Genomic DNA, 15575 nt, shown 5'->3' on the forward strand with positions numbered 1-15575 from the left:
GGTACAGCCTATCGAAGGAAGGTTCTGCCGCGACATAGGGCGCACGGGAGGCGCACGATGCGTGTCGCGAGCCTGTCCGTGCTCCTCGGCGGCGGGGGTGCCGTCCCGCGGGCCCGGCCGGACGGCCGGGCCCGCGGGCGGGCGGCGCCGGAGGGATCAGGCCAGGCCGAGGCGCTCGGCCGCGGCGACGGCGTCGACCGGGACGGTGACGGGCTGCGGGGCCCCGGCGACCGCCCAGTCGGGGTCCTTGAGGCCGTTGCCGGTGACCGTGCAGACGATGGTCTGGCCCGGGTCCACCTTGCCGTGCTCGGCGGCCTTCAGCAGGCCGGCGACGGACGCGGCGGACGCGGGCTCGACGAAGACGCCCTCCTGCGCGGCCAACAGGCGGTAGGCGCGCAGGATCTCACGGTCCGTCACCTCGTCGATGAAGCCGCCGGACTCGTCGCGGGCGGCGAGCGCGTACTGCCAGGAGGCCGGGTTGCCGATGCGGATCGCGGTGGCGATGGTCGACGGGTCCTTGACGACCTCGCCGCGCACGATCGGCGCGGAGCCGGACGCCTGGAAGCCCCACATGCGCGGGGTGCGCGAGGCGACCCCGTCCCCCGCGTACTCGGTGTACCCCTTCCAGTACGCGGTGATGTTGCCGGCGTTGCCGACGGGCAGCACGTGGATGTCGGGGGCGTCGCCGAGCATGTCGACGATCTCGAACGCGGCGGTCTTCTGGCCCTCGATGCGCACCGGGTTGACGGAGTTGACGAGCGCGACCGGGTAGTTGTCGGAGAGCGCGCGGGCCAGCGTCAGGCAGTCGTCGAAGTTGCCGTCGACCTGGAGGATCTTCGCGCCGTGGACCAGCGCCTGGCCCATCTTGCCGAGGGCGATCTTGCCCCGCGGGACGAGGACGGCACAGACCATGCCGGCGCGCACCGCGTAGGCGGCGGCGGAGGCCGAGGTGTTGCCGGTGGAGGCGCAGATGACCGCCTTGGCGCCCTCCTCCTTGGCCCGCGTGATCGCCATGGTCATGCCGCGGTCCTTGAACGACCCGGTGGGGTTGGCGCCCTCGACCTTCAGGTGCACCTCGCACCCGGTGCGCTCGGAGAGGACCTGCGCCGGGACGAGCGGCGTACCACCCTCACGGAGCGTGACGACCGGCGTCTTGTCCGTCACCGGGAGGCGGTCCCGGTACTCCTCGATGATGCCGCGCCACTGGTGGGTGCCCTTGCTGGTCATGGGTCCTCTACTCCCCTTCAACACGCATGATGCTGGCGACACCGCGCACGGTGTCGAGCTTGCGCAGCGCCGCGACCGTCCCGCTGAGGGCGGCGTCGGGCGCGCGGTGGGTGACGACGACGAGGCTCGCCTCCCCGTCCTTGCCCTGCTGGCGGACGGTGTCGATCGACACGCCGTGCTCGGCGAAGACCGCCGCCACCTGGGCGAGCACGCCCGGCTTGTCGGCCACGTCGAGACTGATGTGGTACCGCGTGACGACCTCGCCCATGGAGCTCACGGGCAGTTGGGTGTACGCGGAGTCGCCGGGGCCCGTCGCGTCGTTGAGGCGGTTGCGGCAGACGGCGACCAGGTCGCCGAGTACGGCGGACGCGGTCGGCGAACCGCCGGCGCCCGGACCGTAGAACATGAGCTGCCCGGCCGCCTCGGACTCGACGAACACGGCGTTGTAGGCGCCGCGCACGGAGGCCAGGGGGTGGCTGAGCGGGATCATCGCGGGGTGCACGCGCGCGGTGACGGACCCGCCGTCGGCGGCCCGCTCGCAGATGGCGAGCAGCTTGATGGTGCACCCCATGCGTTTGGCGGAGGCGAAGTCGGCGGCGGTGACCTCGGTCATCCCCTCGCGGTACACGTCGTCGAGGCGCACGCGCGTGTGGAAGGCGATGCCGGCGAGGATGGCGGCCTTCGCGGCGGCGTCGAAGCCCTCCACGTCGGCGGTCGGGTCGGCCTCCGCGTACCCGAGGGCGGTGGCCTCGTCGAGCGCCTCGGAGTAGCCGGCGCCGGACGTGTCCATCTTGTCGAGGATGAAGTTCGTCGTCCCGTTGACGATGCCGAGGACGCGGTTGACCTTGTCGCCGGCGAGGGACTCGCGCAGGGGCCGGATGAGCGGGATCGCGCCCGCGACGGCGGCCTCGTAGTAGAGGTCCCGGCCGTGCTCCTCGGCGGCGGCGTGCAGCGCGGCGCCGTCCTGGGCGAGGAGCGCCTTGTTGGCGGAGACGACGGACGCGCCGTGCTCGAAGGCGGTGGTGATCAGCGTGCGGGCGGGCTCGACCCCTCCGATGACCTCGACGACCACGTCGATGTCGCCACGTTTGACGAGGGCCGTGGCGTCGGTGGTGATCAGCTCGGGGTCGATGCCCTCGCGGACCTTGGAGGGCCGGCGGACGGCGACGCCGGCGAGCTCGACCGGGGCGCCGATGCGCGCGGCGAGGTCGGCGGCGTGCGTCGTCATGATGCGCGCCACCTCTGAGCCGACCACTCCACAGCCCAGCAGCGCCACCTTCAGCGGACGCGTACGCATCATCCGACCTCGTTTCCTGTCCTTCTGCGCATTTCTACAGTGGTCCAGTCTCACCCACCGGACGGGAGTTTCTATCCTCCGTCCGGATCCTGAGACATCTATTTCATCAACCGACATCGAGACGCAGGAGATCTTCCTCCGTCTCCCGTCGGACGATCACCCGCGCCGCGCCGTCGGCGACGGCGACGACGGGCGGGCGGAGCGCGTGGTTGTAGTTGCTGGCCATGGAACGGCAGTACGCGCCGGTCGCGGGTACGGCGATCAGGTCGCCCGGCGCGAGGTCGGCGGGCAGGAACGCGTCCCGCACGACGATGTCGCCGCTCTCGCAGTGCTTGCCGACGACCCGGCAGAGCATCGGCTCGGCCTCGGAGGAGCGGGAGACCAGCGCGACGCTGTACTCGGCGTCGTACAGCGCGGTGCGGATGTTGTCCGACATGCCGCCGTCGACGGAGACGTACGTGCGCAGCCCCTCCAGCGGCTTGACGGTGCCGACCTCGTACACGGTGAACGCGGCCGGGCCGGCGATGGCGCGGCCGGGCTCGACGGAGATCCGCGGGGTGGCGAGCCCGGCGGCCTCGCACTCCCGGGTGACGATCTCGCCGAGCGCCTTGGCGATCTCGTGCGGCTCGCGCGGGTCGTCCTCCGACGTGTACGCGATGCCGAGCCCGCCGCCGAGGTCGATCTCGGGCAGCTCGACGCCGTGCTCGTCGCGCACCTCGGCGAGGAGGGAGACGACGCGGCGGGCGGCGACCTCGAAGCCGGCCATGTCGAAGATCTGCGACCCGATGTGGGAGTGGATGCCGACCAGTTCGAGCCCGTCGAGCTGGAGGGCGCGGCGCACGGCCTCGGCGGCCTGCCCGCCGGCGAGGGCGATGCCGAACTTCTGGTCCTCGTGCGCGGTGGCGATGAACTCGTGGGTGTGCGCCTCGACTCCGACCGTCACGCGGATCTGCACGCGCTGCCGCCTGCCGAGGGCCTGGGCGGCGTGGGCGACGCGCACGATCTCCTGGAAGGAGTCGAGCACGATCCGCCCGACCCCCGCCTCGACGGCCCGCCGGATCTCCTCCGTGCTCTTGTTGTTGCCGTGGAAGGCGATGCGCTCGGCGGGCATGCCCGCGGAGAGCGCGGTGGCGAGTTCGCCGCCGGAGCACACGTCGAGGTTCAGCCCCTCCTCGTGCAGCCACCGCACGACGGCGCGGGAGAGGAACGCCTTGCCGGCGTAGAACACGTCGGCGTCCTTGCCGAAGGCGTCGGCCCAGGCGCGGCAGCGGGCGCGGAAGTCGGTCTCGTCGAGGATGTACGCGGGCGTCCCGAACTCCTCGGCGAGGGACGTGACGGGGATGCCCCCCACGGTCAGGACCCCGTCGTCGCCGCGCCGCACGGTGCGGGCCCACACCTTGCCGTCGAGGTGGTTGAGGTCGGCGGGCGGCGCGCTGTAGTGGCCCTCGGGGAGGACGTCGGCGTGGCGGGGACCGGCGGGGTGTGCGGAACGGCTCATGTCTCTCTCACAGCTGTCACAGGTGGTCGGGGGCGCTGACGCCGAGCAGGGACAGGCCGCCGGCCAGCACCGTCCCGGCGGCTTCGGCGAGGGCGAGCCGGGAGCGGTGGGCGGCCGAGGGTTTCTCGTCGCCGCGGGGCAGCACGGTGTGCTGGAACCCGAGGAACGCGTCCGCGGTGGCCTCCAGGTGCCGGGCGAGCCGGTCCGGGGCGTGCCGCCGGGCGGCCGCGAGGAGCACGGCGGGGTGGTCGGCGAGCGCGGCGAGCAGCTCCGGGGCGTCGACCTCCTCCTCGTACGCGCCGGTGAAGCCGAGGTCGGCGGCGTTGCGGAGGAGGGCGCGGGAGCGGGCGTGCGCGTACTGGACGGTGAAGAGGGGGTTGTCCGCCTCGGTCAGGCGGAGCAGCGGCGCGGCGTCGAGGACCCGGTCGTGCGCGGCGGGCCGCAGCAGCGCCCACTGGCGGGCGTCGGGCCCGAGGGCGGCGGCGACGTCGTAGTGCGGGGGGACGGCACGGAGACGGCGGGCCGCCCGGCCGCCGGTCGCCTGATCGCCGGTCGCCCGGGCGCCGGTCACCTGGGCGCCGGTCACCTGTCCGGCGGGCGCCTGATCGCTGGTCGCCTGGGCGCTGGTCGCCTGGCCGCCGGACGCCTGGCCGCCGGTCGCCCGGGCGGGGGCGCCCTGCGAGCGGAGCAGGGCGACGACGGCGCGCGTGAGGGCCCGGAGGCGGAGGTCGGCGCCGTCCGGGACCAGGAAGCGGACCTCGTGCTCGGGGAGCCGGCCGAGCGCGTCCCCGTACCCGTACCGCCGCCCTTCCTCGCGGACCCGCCGGACGAGGAGCCGGCCGGCCTCGGCGCGGGTGCCGGGGCGGAGCGTGAGGTTGAGGAACCCGGGACCGGTGATGTCGACCCGCTCGATGCCGGGCGCGTCCAGGAGCCGCTCACGCAGCACCTCGGCGACCTGCCGGGGCGGGAGCGCGGCGGGCCCGGCGAGCTGGAGCGCGGCGTTCGTCGCCCAGTCCCCGCACCCCCCGGCGCGCGGCCGCTCGACGACGACCCGCGGGGGCACCTCGCGCACGGCCAGGACCCCGTCACCGACGGCACGCCGCACGGCGCGCAACACGGTGAGCGAGAGATCAGCGGGGGTCACGGGACAAGCGTAGGCGAGGAGGGGGGAGGGAAGGCGAACCGGTTTCGGTATACGGGCAGATACGGGACAGGAGGGCACCGCCGCCCGGCCGGAAACCGCACCCCGGCTGCGCCGGGGCCGGCATCGGCAGGGCCCTGGCGGGGTGGGGTGGGGCGGGGTGGGGGGCGGGGGTGGGGAACGCCCGGTGGGCGGGGCGGGGCGGGGCGGGGCGGGGCGGGGCCCGGCCACGGGCCCGAGACGCCGCACCGCCACCGCTCCCGAAGCGCCGCCCCCGCGTACCGCCCCGAAATGCCACTCCCGAAGCGCCGCCCCGAACACCCCCGCCCGGTTCCCTCACGTCCCCGAGCCTGCCCTGCCCTGCCCCAGGGCGTACCCGCTCGTATCCGCCCGCTGTCCCTTATCCCTGGGCCGTACCCGCCCAGCCCGTGTCGCGCCGGTCGTCCGCCGGGGGCAGGAGGAGCCCGCGCACCAGTTGGACGAGGTCGGCCGGCTCGAAGGGCTTGGCGAGGAAGGCGTCCACCCCGGCCTCCAGCCCGCTCGCCACCTCCCCCTCGTCGCACGCGCTGATGATCGCGACCGGCAAGTGCCGGGTCCGCGCGTCGGCGCGGAGCAGGGCGGCGGTGCGCAGCCCGTCCAGACGCGGCATGACCACGTCGAGGGTGACCAGATCGGGTTGGAACCGATGGACGACTTCCAGACACTCGGCACCGTCGGCCGCGGTCACCACCTCGAAGCCCTCCAGCTCGAGGTTGACCCTGATCAGCTGCCGGATGACCCGGTTGTCGTCCACAACCAGCACCCGCCCGGAGACGCCTGACACAACTCGAGAGTAGGTCCCGCCCGGCCCCCGCGTCCGGGTTTTCGCCACTTCCACCCCCCGCAGGGGACCCTTCGCCCCGCCCCCCGGAAATACCTGTTCACGGGCACCCTCCAGGAGCTGGTAGGGTTCTACCCGTCGCCGCGAAACACGGCGGACGCCCCCGTAGCTCAGGGGATAGAGCAACGGCCTCCGGAGCCGTGTGCGCAGGTTCGAATCCTGCCGGGGGCACCCTGCATGAGGTGCCCAAAGACCCCGTCACCAGCGGAAACGCTCGGTACGGGGTCTTCGCGTATGCGCAGGCGCGTGCGACCCGGAGCGGGCGTACGCCGGGGTCCGTGGACAAGGCGCGGACAGGCTCTTGAAGCGTCCGCCTTGGTCGAACGCCCACTCCACCGGGGCAAGAGCAGGCGTCAGCCCCGGCGTGTATACGGAACCGCCTACTCCCTCAAGATCAGGGCACGCGGTGCCCATGACACTGGCTCGCTCCTTACCCGACGATGCCACTGAGTGGTGGATCTTCCTGGGTGTGATCGCCCTCTATGTACTCGGCCGTTGGTTCTTCGCGTGGCAACAGGCCCGGCGCGAGGGCGACAGCCATCCCGTGCGCGCCGCGTTCGCCGAGGAGGACGATCCCGATGCTGTGAACGCGTCGCCCACGGGTGGCTTCCGCTCCTACCGACAGTTCTTCGGCTTCGTCGCCAGCACTGTCGTAGTGACCCTGGTCGTCACCTTGGCAGACGGCCGGGTCCGCTTCCTCCTGTTGTGGTTCCTCGTTCCGCTGCTGGTCGTAGCACTGTCGTACGTCGACTTCCGTCAGACCCGAGAAGCGCGCTCAAAAGCTCGGTAGGGAGCCGACAGCCGTCGCAGGAGCGCGTCACCCAGCCTCACGCGTACTCGCGCAACAGCTCCTCGCCCTTGCGATCGGCGACCTTCCGCCGGCCGTCGACACCCTCGGCATAACGGCTCAGCAGGACCTCGACGCTGTTGCTCACACGCTTGGCGACCTCCACGCCGGGCCCACCCGGGAGTTGGGCCAGGTCGACAGCGCCGAGTGCCGGCGGTCATGCGGTCGGGCCACGAGCGGGGAGGCGACCACGGCCGGCGGGGACACCGGCACAGGGGCTTCGCACCAGGCGTTGGTACACCGAGGGATTGACCACTCCCCCGCACCCGTTGGTGAACAGCCGTCTACCCTCGGCGGTGCCGAGCGTCTCGAACTCTTCGTCGGCGCGGGCGGCGCGGAAAGCGACGCCGTGCCGCTGCTGCCCGTTGAAAACGCCCTCCTACGGGCGGGCCACCAGTCCCGGCAGCGAGACCGGCGAACCGAGAACCAGCCGCTCGGAAACACCGCTCTCCGAGACCGACGACCGCCGCGCCATACCACTCACCCGGTCATCTATACGAGTATGCCTGTTGGGGTGTACGAGTTCGGAGAAGCGTCCCCGCGCACCGCCACTGCTCACGCGATCAGGTCGCCGGGAGCTGGTACGACAGGACGTAGGCGTCCGCCGCCATGACCGTGTCGCAGACCTCCACGGCTCGCCCCTCCGTGTCGTACGCGGTGCGGATCAGGTGGATCACGGGCACGCCGGAGGCCAGGTGGAGTGTCTTGACCTCGGTGGGCGAGGGCATGCGGGCGCGGATCTCCTCGTCGAAGTGGTCCAGGTGGTGGCCCAGTTCCTCAAGGCGGGCGTAGATGCCGCCGGGCCCCGGGTTGGGTTCGGCGATCGGCGTACCGCGCGCGATGTCGAGCGGCAGGTACGAGGTGGCGAACTCCACCGGGCGGCCGTCCAGCAGGTAGCGCCTGCGGCGGGCGAGCACGCGGCGCACGGACCCGAGCCGGGTGGAGACGTCCTGGCTGGCCTTCTCCTCCTTGACCTCCAGGCTGTCGACCTGGGGGTGGCTGCCGGCTGCGTCGGCTTCCACGATGAACGCGGACTTGCCTTGCTCCCGGTGGCGCCGGGCGAACCGGTCGGAGGCGAGTCGTCGCACGGGCGGCCGTGGTCGTACGAAGACGCCCTTGCCGTGTTCGGCGTGTACGAGCCCTTCTCCTTGGAGGATGGAGAAGGAGTTGCGGACGGTCATCCGGGACACCCCGTAGTGCTCCACGAGTTCGGCTTCGGAGGGCAGCTTCTCGCCCTCCTTGAAGCGGCCGCGGTCGATGGCTTCGCGCAGTTGGTCGGCGATCTGCCGGAAGACCGCACGATCGCTCGTGGGGTCGAGGGCGCCGAGCAGGCCGGAGGAGAGAGGGGGCACGCGTACTCCTTTAGGTGCCTAGACGAGTGGGCGAGTGTTGTTGCTACGGTGGAGAGCCTAGCCAGCCGAGAGGGCCGAGGACCGTGAGTACCGACCGTCCGCATTCCGTGAGCGTCGCCGGAGTCATCGTCGACAACCAAGGTCGGGCCCTGTTGATCAAGCGCCGCGACAACGGCCACTGGGAACCTCCGGGCGGAGTCCTCGAACGCGAGGAGACCATTCCCGAAGCCCTCCAGCGCGAAGTTCTCGAAGAGACCGGTATCAAGATCGCGCTTCCCGCGACCCTGACCGGCGTCTACAAGAACATGACGGGCCTGATCGTCTCCCTGGTCTTCCGCTGCGAGGCCGCCGACGGCACGCCCACCACGGGCGAGGAGACCCGCGCGCTGCGCTGGGCCACCCGTGAGGAAGTCACCGAACTCGCCGACGAGGCGTACGCGATCCGCGTTCTGGACGCACTCGACGCGATATCCCCGCCGGCCGTCCGCGCCCACGACGGAGTGAAACTCGTCTAGCCCGAACCCGCTGCACATGGCGGCCTACCAGCATGAAGGAACTTGTATGCACGAGTATACGAGTACGGCCCGGGTCTGGGGACTGTCTTGCCCAGGTTTCCCCGAAGAGGTCAGCCGAGCCCGCCGCTGGACCCGGGACATCCTGCGCGGATCTCCCCTGGTCGACGACGCCGAGCTGATCGTGAGCGAACTGAGCGCGAACGCCGTCCTCTACACGGCCAGCGGCACGCAGTCCGGCAGCTTCCACCTGGCGGTCGCCGTCTCCCCGCGGGTGGTAGCCCTGTCAGTGACGGACGAGGGCGGCGCCAGTACGGTCCCGAAGGCCCGGCAACAAGGCGAGCGGACCGAACACGGCCGGGGCCTGAGCATGGTCAACGCACTCGCCCACCGGGTCGTCGTCCGCGACCACCACGGCGGCTACACGGTCACCGCGGAACTCCTCACCACGGTCGGCTCCCCAGAGGAGCACCCATGCTGAGGCCCCCACGCCATCGGGCAGCGGACGTGCGCCGCCCGTTCCTCCCCTACCGATGCAGAGCCGCCGCCTACCCCCTGCATGAGGTCCGCGCCATCCCCCTGGGAGCACACGACGCCGCGAGCCCACGCCTGGCACTGCGCTGGTTACAGGAGCGCACGCGGCACGTCGCGGACCAGCTCGATGCCTCACACGCTCACTCGGCCTTGTGCTGGTTGAGCGACGAGGCCGAGCACGAACGCGCCCTCGCCTACCTGACCGCAGGCACCGGCTACCAGCTCACCTTCCACGACGAGAACACCCGCTACGTGCTCGTGGCTCACCCGACAGGAGCGATGCCGTGAACAGGCTCACCCGTGGCTACTGGTGCGAATGCCGGACCCAGGACCTCACCACCACCGAGGCGCCGATACTCCTGGCGTCCTTCGACGCCCACTCGGCCCCCCAGGCGAGCCGATGGGTAGCCATCGCCCTCCACACCATCTCACCGGCGCTCGACGCCGATGCATCGAAGCAGGTGTGGACCTGGCTGTACGAAGAACGAACCAACACCGTCCAGGCCCTCATACGCTCCGAACCCCGCACCCTCACCATCACACAGGCCGGCACCCGCATCACATGGACAATCCGGCCGGTGCTCTTCCTACCCCTCGCACACCGGCAGAACACCGAACTCCCAACCTGCGCCCAGAGCTTCCAGCCCTACCCAGCAGACTGAGTTACAACTTTCTCTACGGGTTCAAGGCCCGCGCACGGCACGGGCGCGCCGCCTCTACGGCGCGGCCCGCCTCCTGTCTTCGCCCCGGCGGCGCGCTGCGTGCGGCGGGCAGAGCAGAGAAAACCCTCTGTGGCTGAGGCCGGTCGGCTCCACGACTTTAGGCAGCCACTTTGGGGCCATGATCACTCACCCCAAAGCAGCTCCACCGACCTCGTGCGTCACACACCCCAGTCGCGGGCCCCATCATCCGGTCAGTAGCCGGCACACACGACTCCTCCGACGGTGCGGCGCCGTTGCGCCACTGCAGTGGGATGCACTCGGGCTCTGGCAGACCGGGGCTACGGTCGTCTGCCTAAGTGAATGAACCCACTACCCTTCTGCGTAACCAGCGAAGCACTCTCGTGGAAGTGGCTCCCAGACAAACCTCAGCCGCTAAGGTAGCGAGCCAGGAGCTAGAGCGCTCAAGGGGAGGAATACATGGCGAAACACATGGTAAATCTCGATGCTCTCATCCCGCGCGAAGACTTCGAGGCGGCAAGCCCTGAAGCACTTACGCAGCCATCGGGACTAATGGCAAACCTCGGCGTAGCCGAACTGGGGCCCGAAAGCTTCATGTACAACGTTCTCCGCAAGCCTGACTTTCAGAGGGAAACCGCAAACTGGACTCCAGACAAAGTTGCCGCACTAGTGCGGAGCTTTCTGGAAGGAGACCTAATCCCTACCATTATCCTCTGGCGCTCCCCGAAAAGCGGGAACATCTTCGCAATTGACGGAGCCCACAGACTCAGCGCATTGATCGCTTGGGTTCACGACGACTATGGCGACAAGCATCGCTCGCTGCGATTCTTCGACGGCGTGATACCCTCCGAACAACAAAAGGCTGCCGAAACGACAAGGAAGTTGATCCAGGATAGCGTAGGATCCTTCAGCGAGCTCAAGACAGCCCTACAAAATCCCGACACAACGTCTGGCGAAAAATTGCGCCTAGCCAGAAACCTCAGCGCTTTTGCGCTCCAGCTACAATGGGTAAACGGCGAAGCCGAGAAGGCGGAAAGCTCCTTCTTTCGAATTAATCAACAAGCCACACCTATCGACCCTACCGAACTCGATATGATCAAAGCACGCCGCAAGCCTAATGCTCTCGCGGCACGCGCATTCATTCGGGCGGGCACCGGACATAAATACTGGTCCTCTTTTGACGATCCAATTCAGATGGAAATCGAGTCGCTAGCGAAGGACGTCTACGATCTGATTTTCAGACCAACTCTTGACATGTCCATCAGGTCCACCGACCTGCCAGTTGCTGGGCGGGGGTACTCAGCGGACAGTTTGAAGATGGTGTTCGAACTCGTCAATTTCGTAAACAGGCTACGTCCAGAAATGTGGCAGCCGGAGAAGAGCGGGCGAAAGCGAACCTCCGCACATCAGAGCGACATGAGCACTCTCGCAGACGACCTAGATGGCACAGCCACGCTCGAATTTATGCGAGCCACCAAAAAGGCCGCCTCGAAGATAGCTGGAAATTCACCAGCATCCCTCGGACTTCACCCGGCCGTCTACTTCTATAGCGCGACTGGAAGATTCCAGCCAGCTGCCTTCCTCGCCGCAGTGGCCTTCACGCAGGAACTGGTGGAAAATCGACGCCTCGTGAAATACACCGAGCTCCGGGTCAAGTTCGAGGACTTCCTGGTCAAATACAAGCACTTCCTGAATCAGATCGTTCAATCCTATGGAAGCCTTCAGAGGTCGGTGCCACCGATACTGGAAATGTATAAGATTCTTCTAGATTCATTGGCCGAAGGGCTTGACGATGAGGCTACAATTGAGCGAATGCGCGCAAACTCCAATCCGCGCCTACCTGTCAAAATCATCACGGAGGACGATAGAAAACATGGGCGTAACTTCTCCAGCGAAACCAAGAACGCCATTGTCCTGAAGGCGACGCTGGAATCATCTCCGGTCTGCCAAATCTGCAATGCGCGGCTGCATTTGAGGTCAATGACGTTCGACCACAAGATCCGAAAGGAGGATGGGGGTGATGGAGCTGTGAATAATGGACAGATGACTCACCCGTACTGCAATTCTGGCTACAAAGAGAGCCGCCAATCATCTGGAGCCACTCTTTAACTTCTTCCAGATTTGAAGACTGGCTGAACCACTGACACGACGGCCCCCGGATGGCATCCGGGGGCCGTCGCACTAAACCAACGTCGAGCCTTCCCACATTGACCCGCTTCTGCTGTGACACCTAGTTGGCAGAATTCATCATCGGGGGTTCACAGATCCTGCCGAGCCCTGGTTACAGCCGTCGCCACGGCTTCCGCAGCCGCACGGACATCATCGTGCTCCCATACACGAAGGACAGTCCAGCCGGCGGCGACGAGAAGGGCATTCGTCTCCACATCGCGTTCCATATTGCCTTTAATTTTGGCCGACCATAGCTCTGAATTTTTTTTGGCCGGACGGCTGTGCAGAGGGCACCCGTGCCAGAAGCAGCCGTCGACGAAAACTGCAACACGTTCCTTAGGGAACACCACGTCTGCACGCCGCCGGATCTCAGGGATAGGGCGGATGTCCACTCGGTATCGCAACCCAGACGCGTAAAGGAGCGAACGCAGAGCCAGCTCCGGTCCAGTATCACGGGCGCGATTCGCTTGCATGTTGACGCGAACCGCTATGGAAGAGGCCTTGGAATTCGTTGGAAGAGGCCTCTCCGTTACGAAACCCTGCTCCCACGCGTATCGCCACGCTTCGGCCAGGTTGGCTCCTCGCCAATCCTGTGAGACCTCGCAGACGTACCGCTCCTGCGTCTCCCCGTCCTTCGACCAGCGAAGGTATGCACGAATTCTTCGCGTTCGACGGTAGAGACGCAAACTAATAGAGGCTCGTGCGTATCGATTATCTCCTAGCGCCACCCAGCGGCGATGCCTTCCGCCAGCAGCCTTATCCTGTTCGACAGTAGGCGGCGCGGCTCCAACCCGCCGCTTGTACGCACGCTCTGGCGGGACCTCTTCCTTCCAGTGCCGACCTACCGAATCCATCAAGGAGTCACTGCCCTGCATCGTCGAGGGTTTCTGCTACCGCCCGCGCAAAGTGCTCCCCAAGAAGTACTGGCACGGCGTTTCCAAGCTGACGCATTTTTTCGCCTCTGGGGCCGCTACCCTCCCAGTCGTCAGGAAACGTCATGACTCGGGCGGTCTCCCTGACAGTCATGTAGCGATGCCGATAGGTCGCGCCAGCTCCAGACACGGAGCCGGGTGCCAATTCATCAAGTAGGACCACCGATTCACCGCCCGGAACCCCGTGTACCCCCGCCTTAACGGTCTTTGCCGGCCTGTCTAGTTCGTTAGGGGTATGGCCCTTGTAGATCCGCGCATCAGGCCAGCCGACATGATCAGAGATCCCAAGGTGGTCAGCTTGATTAGTCTTCTTGTCCAGCATCTCGAGGTCGACATTCGGAAGCGCTGGCAGCCTTTCACCAGTACCGTATCCCTGGATTGCATCGCGGAGGGTTCGCCAGGGAGGAAGGTCCTCTTCTCCCAACTTAGGCTGGATATCCTTTGGAATACGCGCCCGAACTCGCTCCCGTACGTGCGGCTCGACGTAGCCATGTCGCATCCAGTACTCACTGTTGTCGTCGAGCAATGACAAGTAGAGAGCTTCTTCGGAGTACTTTCGCGCAGAATAGACCTCGTGAAATTTCTCAATATCGACGGGAAGATCAGCCCGGAAGGCAACCATCACAACCCGATTGCGTACTTGAGGCACGCCGAAATCGGCCGCGTTGACTGGGAACACCTTGACCCGATAGTGCTCCGCGTTGTCATCTTCGTCAGGAAGGTCGACCGTTTCGCCCAAAATGCTAGCCAGCTTGCGGTTGTGATCCTGCCACAAGTCATCGGGGTTCCGGGACTCAAACGGCAAAGCAAGTTCGCGCTGAATATAAGTGAAGTACTCCCGGAAGGAAGGCCTCAGAAGACCCCGAACATTCTCACAAATAACAGCCTTCGGACGCATCTCGCGAATGGCCTTGAACATGGCGGGGAACATATTTCGCTTGTCCTCATCCCCCTTCGCCACGCCTCCAGCGCTGAAGGGCTGACATGGAGGCCCGCCAGCCAACACATCCACCTGTCCCTCGAAGGCGCTCAGGTCCAGATGACTGACGTCCAACGGGAAGAGGGGCGCAGGCTCACCCTCGGCCGGCGGTACGGGGCTCCGCGACTCCATACGCTTGACCCCGTCGACGCCGAGCGTCCTGCTCGCGTTAGCCTCAAGGGTCTCGCACGCCCGCGCGTTGAACTCGTTCAGCAGGAGAGGCCGGAAGCCAGCACGGTGCACCGCCATGGCGAGGCCACCCCCGCCGGCGAACAGTTCGACGCTGGTGCGGGGCTTCTTCATGTCTCCTGGCAGGTCAACCATGAGCAAACCATACCGCGGAGTTGGCGATCTTGAGACGCGTTAGTCCGAACATGCCTGCGGCGAACCATGTCACGCTCTAGAGTTCCCTTGATCATCAAGCCAGGAGGGGAGACGGCGATGCCGGACACGGCGGGACAGGGCGGCGCGAATCATGGTGACTTCAGACTCAGCATCACACAGGCGCTCGGTGATCAACTGGCCGATGCCCTGGACGGTCTGACCCCTGCCCCCCTGACAGAGCCCAACTTGGCCGAACTGGAAGATCGCCCCGGCGTCTACCAGCTGTACCGAAATGAGGAGTTCGTCTATGTAGGCAAGGCGGATAAATCGCTACCGACTCGGATCCTGAAGCACCTGAGGAAGGTATCGGGACGCCAGGGTATCTCCCTCTCCGAGATGACTTTTACCTGCCTCTACGTCGCCGAAGATTTCTCAGCACTCGCGCCCGAGAAACTACTGATCAAGAATTATAAGAAGCGAGGGGAAATCCCTTGGAACAGCAATGGCTTCGGCAATAACGATCCGGGGAAACGCCGAGACGAGACTGTTGTAAAAGAAAATCACTTCGATGCGCTTTTCCCCATCGACTTGGACCGGACGATCCCCAGAATAAAGCCCGGAACGACTGCGCTCGCCAAGCTGTTGGCCCACGTGAGCAAGGTGGCACCCTACATCTTCCGCTATGAGAAGAAGAAGATGGGCTCAGCTTATAAGAGAGAGATACAGATTCCTGAAACGGAACTGACGGTTGATCAACTGTTCGGTCTTATCTCGGGGAATTTGCCGGAAGAATGGCAGATCACTGTACTTCCAGGCCGGGTTATCATGTACCCCGATAATCGACGAACCTATCCGAGTGCGTGGCGATACTATCGCGGGGAGCAGGTTATCGACGTCGAACCTGAGATTGGCGAAGCAGGCGAGATCCCTGAGGAGCCTGACGCGGTAGACGATGAGGACTAATCTAACTCACTGCCGATGCCTCACAGGGTGACTGGGCGGGTGGCGCTCAAGAGGCTTGTGTTGCCCATCCAGACTCAGACGAGGCGCTGCGGCCTATGCGTGGACGGGCGCATGACCTAAGAGCGGTCATAAGCATCTGACCAGTAAGGATCCGTAACCTGCATACGACCTCCGGAGCCTTGTGCGGGTTTGGGTCCTGTCGGCGGTGCCGCGGGGCAGGTGTCTGGTCGGGGCTGGGGC

At 66.7% G+C, this 15575-nt stretch carries 15 protein-coding genes and 1 tRNA gene; 8 read left to right on the plus strand and 8 right to left on the minus strand.

The window, feature by feature from the left end:
- Positions 1–156: 156 nt before the first annotated feature.
- The 5 genes from thrC to RND61_RS00840 all read right to left on the minus strand — a co-directional run bounded on the left by thrC (position 157) and on the right by RND61_RS00840 (position 6040).
- On the minus strand, positions 157–1227 hold the full coding sequence (thrC, locus tag RND61_RS00820; RefSeq protein ID WP_315875630.1) for a threonine synthase: 1071 nt from the start codon (positions 1225–1227) through the stop codon (positions 157–159).
- A 7-nt stretch (positions 1228–1234) separates the two neighbouring features.
- Positions 1235–2527 (minus strand): homoserine dehydrogenase, encoded by a 1293-nt coding sequence (locus tag RND61_RS00825; protein ID WP_315875631.1) that lies wholly within the window; start codon positions 2525–2527, stop codon positions 1235–1237.
- Between the two features lie 103 nt (positions 2528–2630).
- Complete coding sequence (gene lysA / locus RND61_RS00830) at positions 2631–4022, minus strand: diaminopimelate decarboxylase (RefSeq protein ID WP_315875632.1); 1392 nt, start codon at positions 4020–4022, stop codon at positions 2631–2633.
- A gap of 16 nt (positions 4023–4038) precedes the next feature.
- On the minus strand, positions 4039–5166 hold the full coding sequence (gene nrtL / locus RND61_RS00835; RefSeq protein ID WP_315875633.1) for an ArgS-related anticodon-binding protein NrtL: 1128 nt from the start codon (positions 5164–5166) through the stop codon (positions 4039–4041).
- Between the two features lie 397 nt (positions 5167–5563).
- A complete protein-coding gene (locus RND61_RS00840; protein WP_315875634.1) occupies positions 5564–6040 on the minus strand; it encodes a response regulator in 477 nt (158 codons plus the stop codon).
- A gap of 102 nt (positions 6041–6142) precedes the next feature.
- Between RND61_RS00840 and RND61_RS00845 the strand changes: the two genes are divergently transcribed.
- Together RND61_RS00845 and RND61_RS00850 are read left to right on the plus strand one after the other, a co-directional pair.
- A tRNA-Arg gene (locus RND61_RS00845) sits at positions 6143–6214 on the plus strand.
- Positions 6215–6512: 298 nt separating this feature from the next.
- Positions 6513–6833 (plus strand): hypothetical protein, encoded by a 321-nt coding sequence (locus tag RND61_RS00850; RefSeq protein WP_315875635.1) that lies wholly within the window; start codon positions 6513–6515, stop codon positions 6831–6833.
- Between the two features lie 620 nt (positions 6834–7453).
- Here RND61_RS00850 and RND61_RS00855 read toward each other — a convergent pair.
- Positions 7454–8242 (minus strand): GntR family transcriptional regulator, encoded by a 789-nt coding sequence (locus RND61_RS00855; protein ID WP_315875636.1) that lies wholly within the window; start codon positions 8240–8242, stop codon positions 7454–7456.
- 107 nt (positions 8243–8349) lie between these two features.
- On the opposite strand from RND61_RS00855, the gene RND61_RS00860 reads away from it, so the two are divergent.
- The 5 genes from RND61_RS00860 (at position 8350) to RND61_RS00880 (ending at position 12077) form a co-directional block, all read left to right on the plus strand.
- Entirely contained in the window at positions 8350–8757 is a 408-nt protein-coding gene (locus RND61_RS00860; protein ID WP_315875637.1) for an NUDIX hydrolase, read from the plus strand.
- A gap of 46 nt (positions 8758–8803) precedes the next feature.
- Complete coding sequence (locus tag RND61_RS00865; protein WP_315875638.1) at positions 8804–9235, plus strand: ATP-binding protein; 432 nt, start codon at positions 8804–8806, stop codon at positions 9233–9235.
- Positions 9236–9447: 212 nt separating this feature from the next.
- Entirely contained in the window at positions 9448–9576 is a 129-nt protein-coding gene (locus tag RND61_RS00870) for a hypothetical protein (RefSeq protein ID WP_315875639.1), read from the plus strand.
- Entirely contained in the window at positions 9573–9950 is a 378-nt protein-coding gene (locus tag RND61_RS00875; protein WP_315875640.1) for a hypothetical protein, read from the plus strand. Before RND61_RS00870 ends, RND61_RS00875 begins: the two co-directional genes overlap by 4 nt.
- Positions 9951–10427: 477 nt before the next feature.
- The gene (locus tag RND61_RS00880; RefSeq protein WP_315875641.1) at positions 10428–12077 is read left to right on the plus strand and encodes an HNH endonuclease family protein; all 1650 of its coding nucleotides are present in this window, start codon (positions 10428–10430) and stop codon (positions 12075–12077) included.
- A gap of 149 nt (positions 12078–12226) precedes the next feature.
- Here RND61_RS00880 and RND61_RS00885 read toward each other — a convergent pair whose 3' ends face one another.
- Together RND61_RS00885 and RND61_RS00890 are read right to left on the minus strand one after the other, a co-directional pair.
- A complete protein-coding gene (locus tag RND61_RS00885; protein ID WP_315875642.1) occupies positions 12227–13012 on the minus strand; it encodes a very short patch repair endonuclease in 786 nt (261 codons plus the stop codon).
- A complete protein-coding gene (locus tag RND61_RS00890; RefSeq protein ID WP_315875643.1) occupies positions 12999–14372 on the minus strand; it encodes a DNA cytosine methyltransferase in 1374 nt (457 codons plus the stop codon). The genes RND61_RS00885 and RND61_RS00890 overlap by 14 nt, the downstream gene beginning before the upstream one ends.
- A gap of 87 nt (positions 14373–14459) precedes the next feature.
- On the opposite strand from RND61_RS00890, the gene RND61_RS00895 reads away from it, so the two are divergent.
- Positions 14460–15335: an Eco29kI family restriction endonuclease gene (locus RND61_RS00895; RefSeq protein ID WP_315875644.1), complete on the plus strand. Its 876-nt coding sequence runs from the start codon at positions 14460–14462 to the stop codon at positions 15333–15335.
- Positions 15336–15575: the final 240 nt, after the last annotated feature.

The sequence above is a fragment of the Streptomyces tamarix genome, assembly GCF_032423885.1.
Classification (GTDB): domain Bacteria; phylum Actinomycetota; class Actinomycetes; order Streptomycetales; family Streptomycetaceae; genus Streptomyces; species Streptomyces tamarix.

Coding starts and splice junctions, on each gene's coding strand:
- thrC (WP_315875630.1), bottom strand. CDS start 1,227: ATGACCAGCAAGGGCACCCACCAGTGGCGCGGCATCATCGAGGAGTAC.
- RND61_RS00825 (WP_315875631.1), bottom strand. CDS start 2,527: ATGATGCGTACGCGTCCGCTGAAGGTGGCGCTGCTGGGCTGTGGAGTG.
- lysA (WP_315875632.1), bottom strand. CDS start 4,022: ATGAGCCGTTCCGCACACCCCGCCGGTCCCCGCCACGCCGACGTCCTC.
- RND61_RS00865 (WP_315875638.1), top strand. CDS start 8,804: ATGCACGAGTATACGAGTACGGCCCGGGTCTGGGGACTGTCTTGCCCA.
- RND61_RS00880 (WP_315875641.1), top strand. CDS start 10,428: ATGGCGAAACACATGGTAAATCTCGATGCTCTCATCCCGCGCGAAGAC.
- RND61_RS00885 (WP_315875642.1), bottom strand. CDS start 13,012: ATGCAGGGCAGTGACTCCTTGATGGATTCGGTAGGTCGGCACTGGAAG.
- RND61_RS00890 (WP_315875643.1), bottom strand. CDS start 14,372: ATGGTTGACCTGCCAGGAGACATGAAGAAGCCCCGCACCAGCGTCGAA.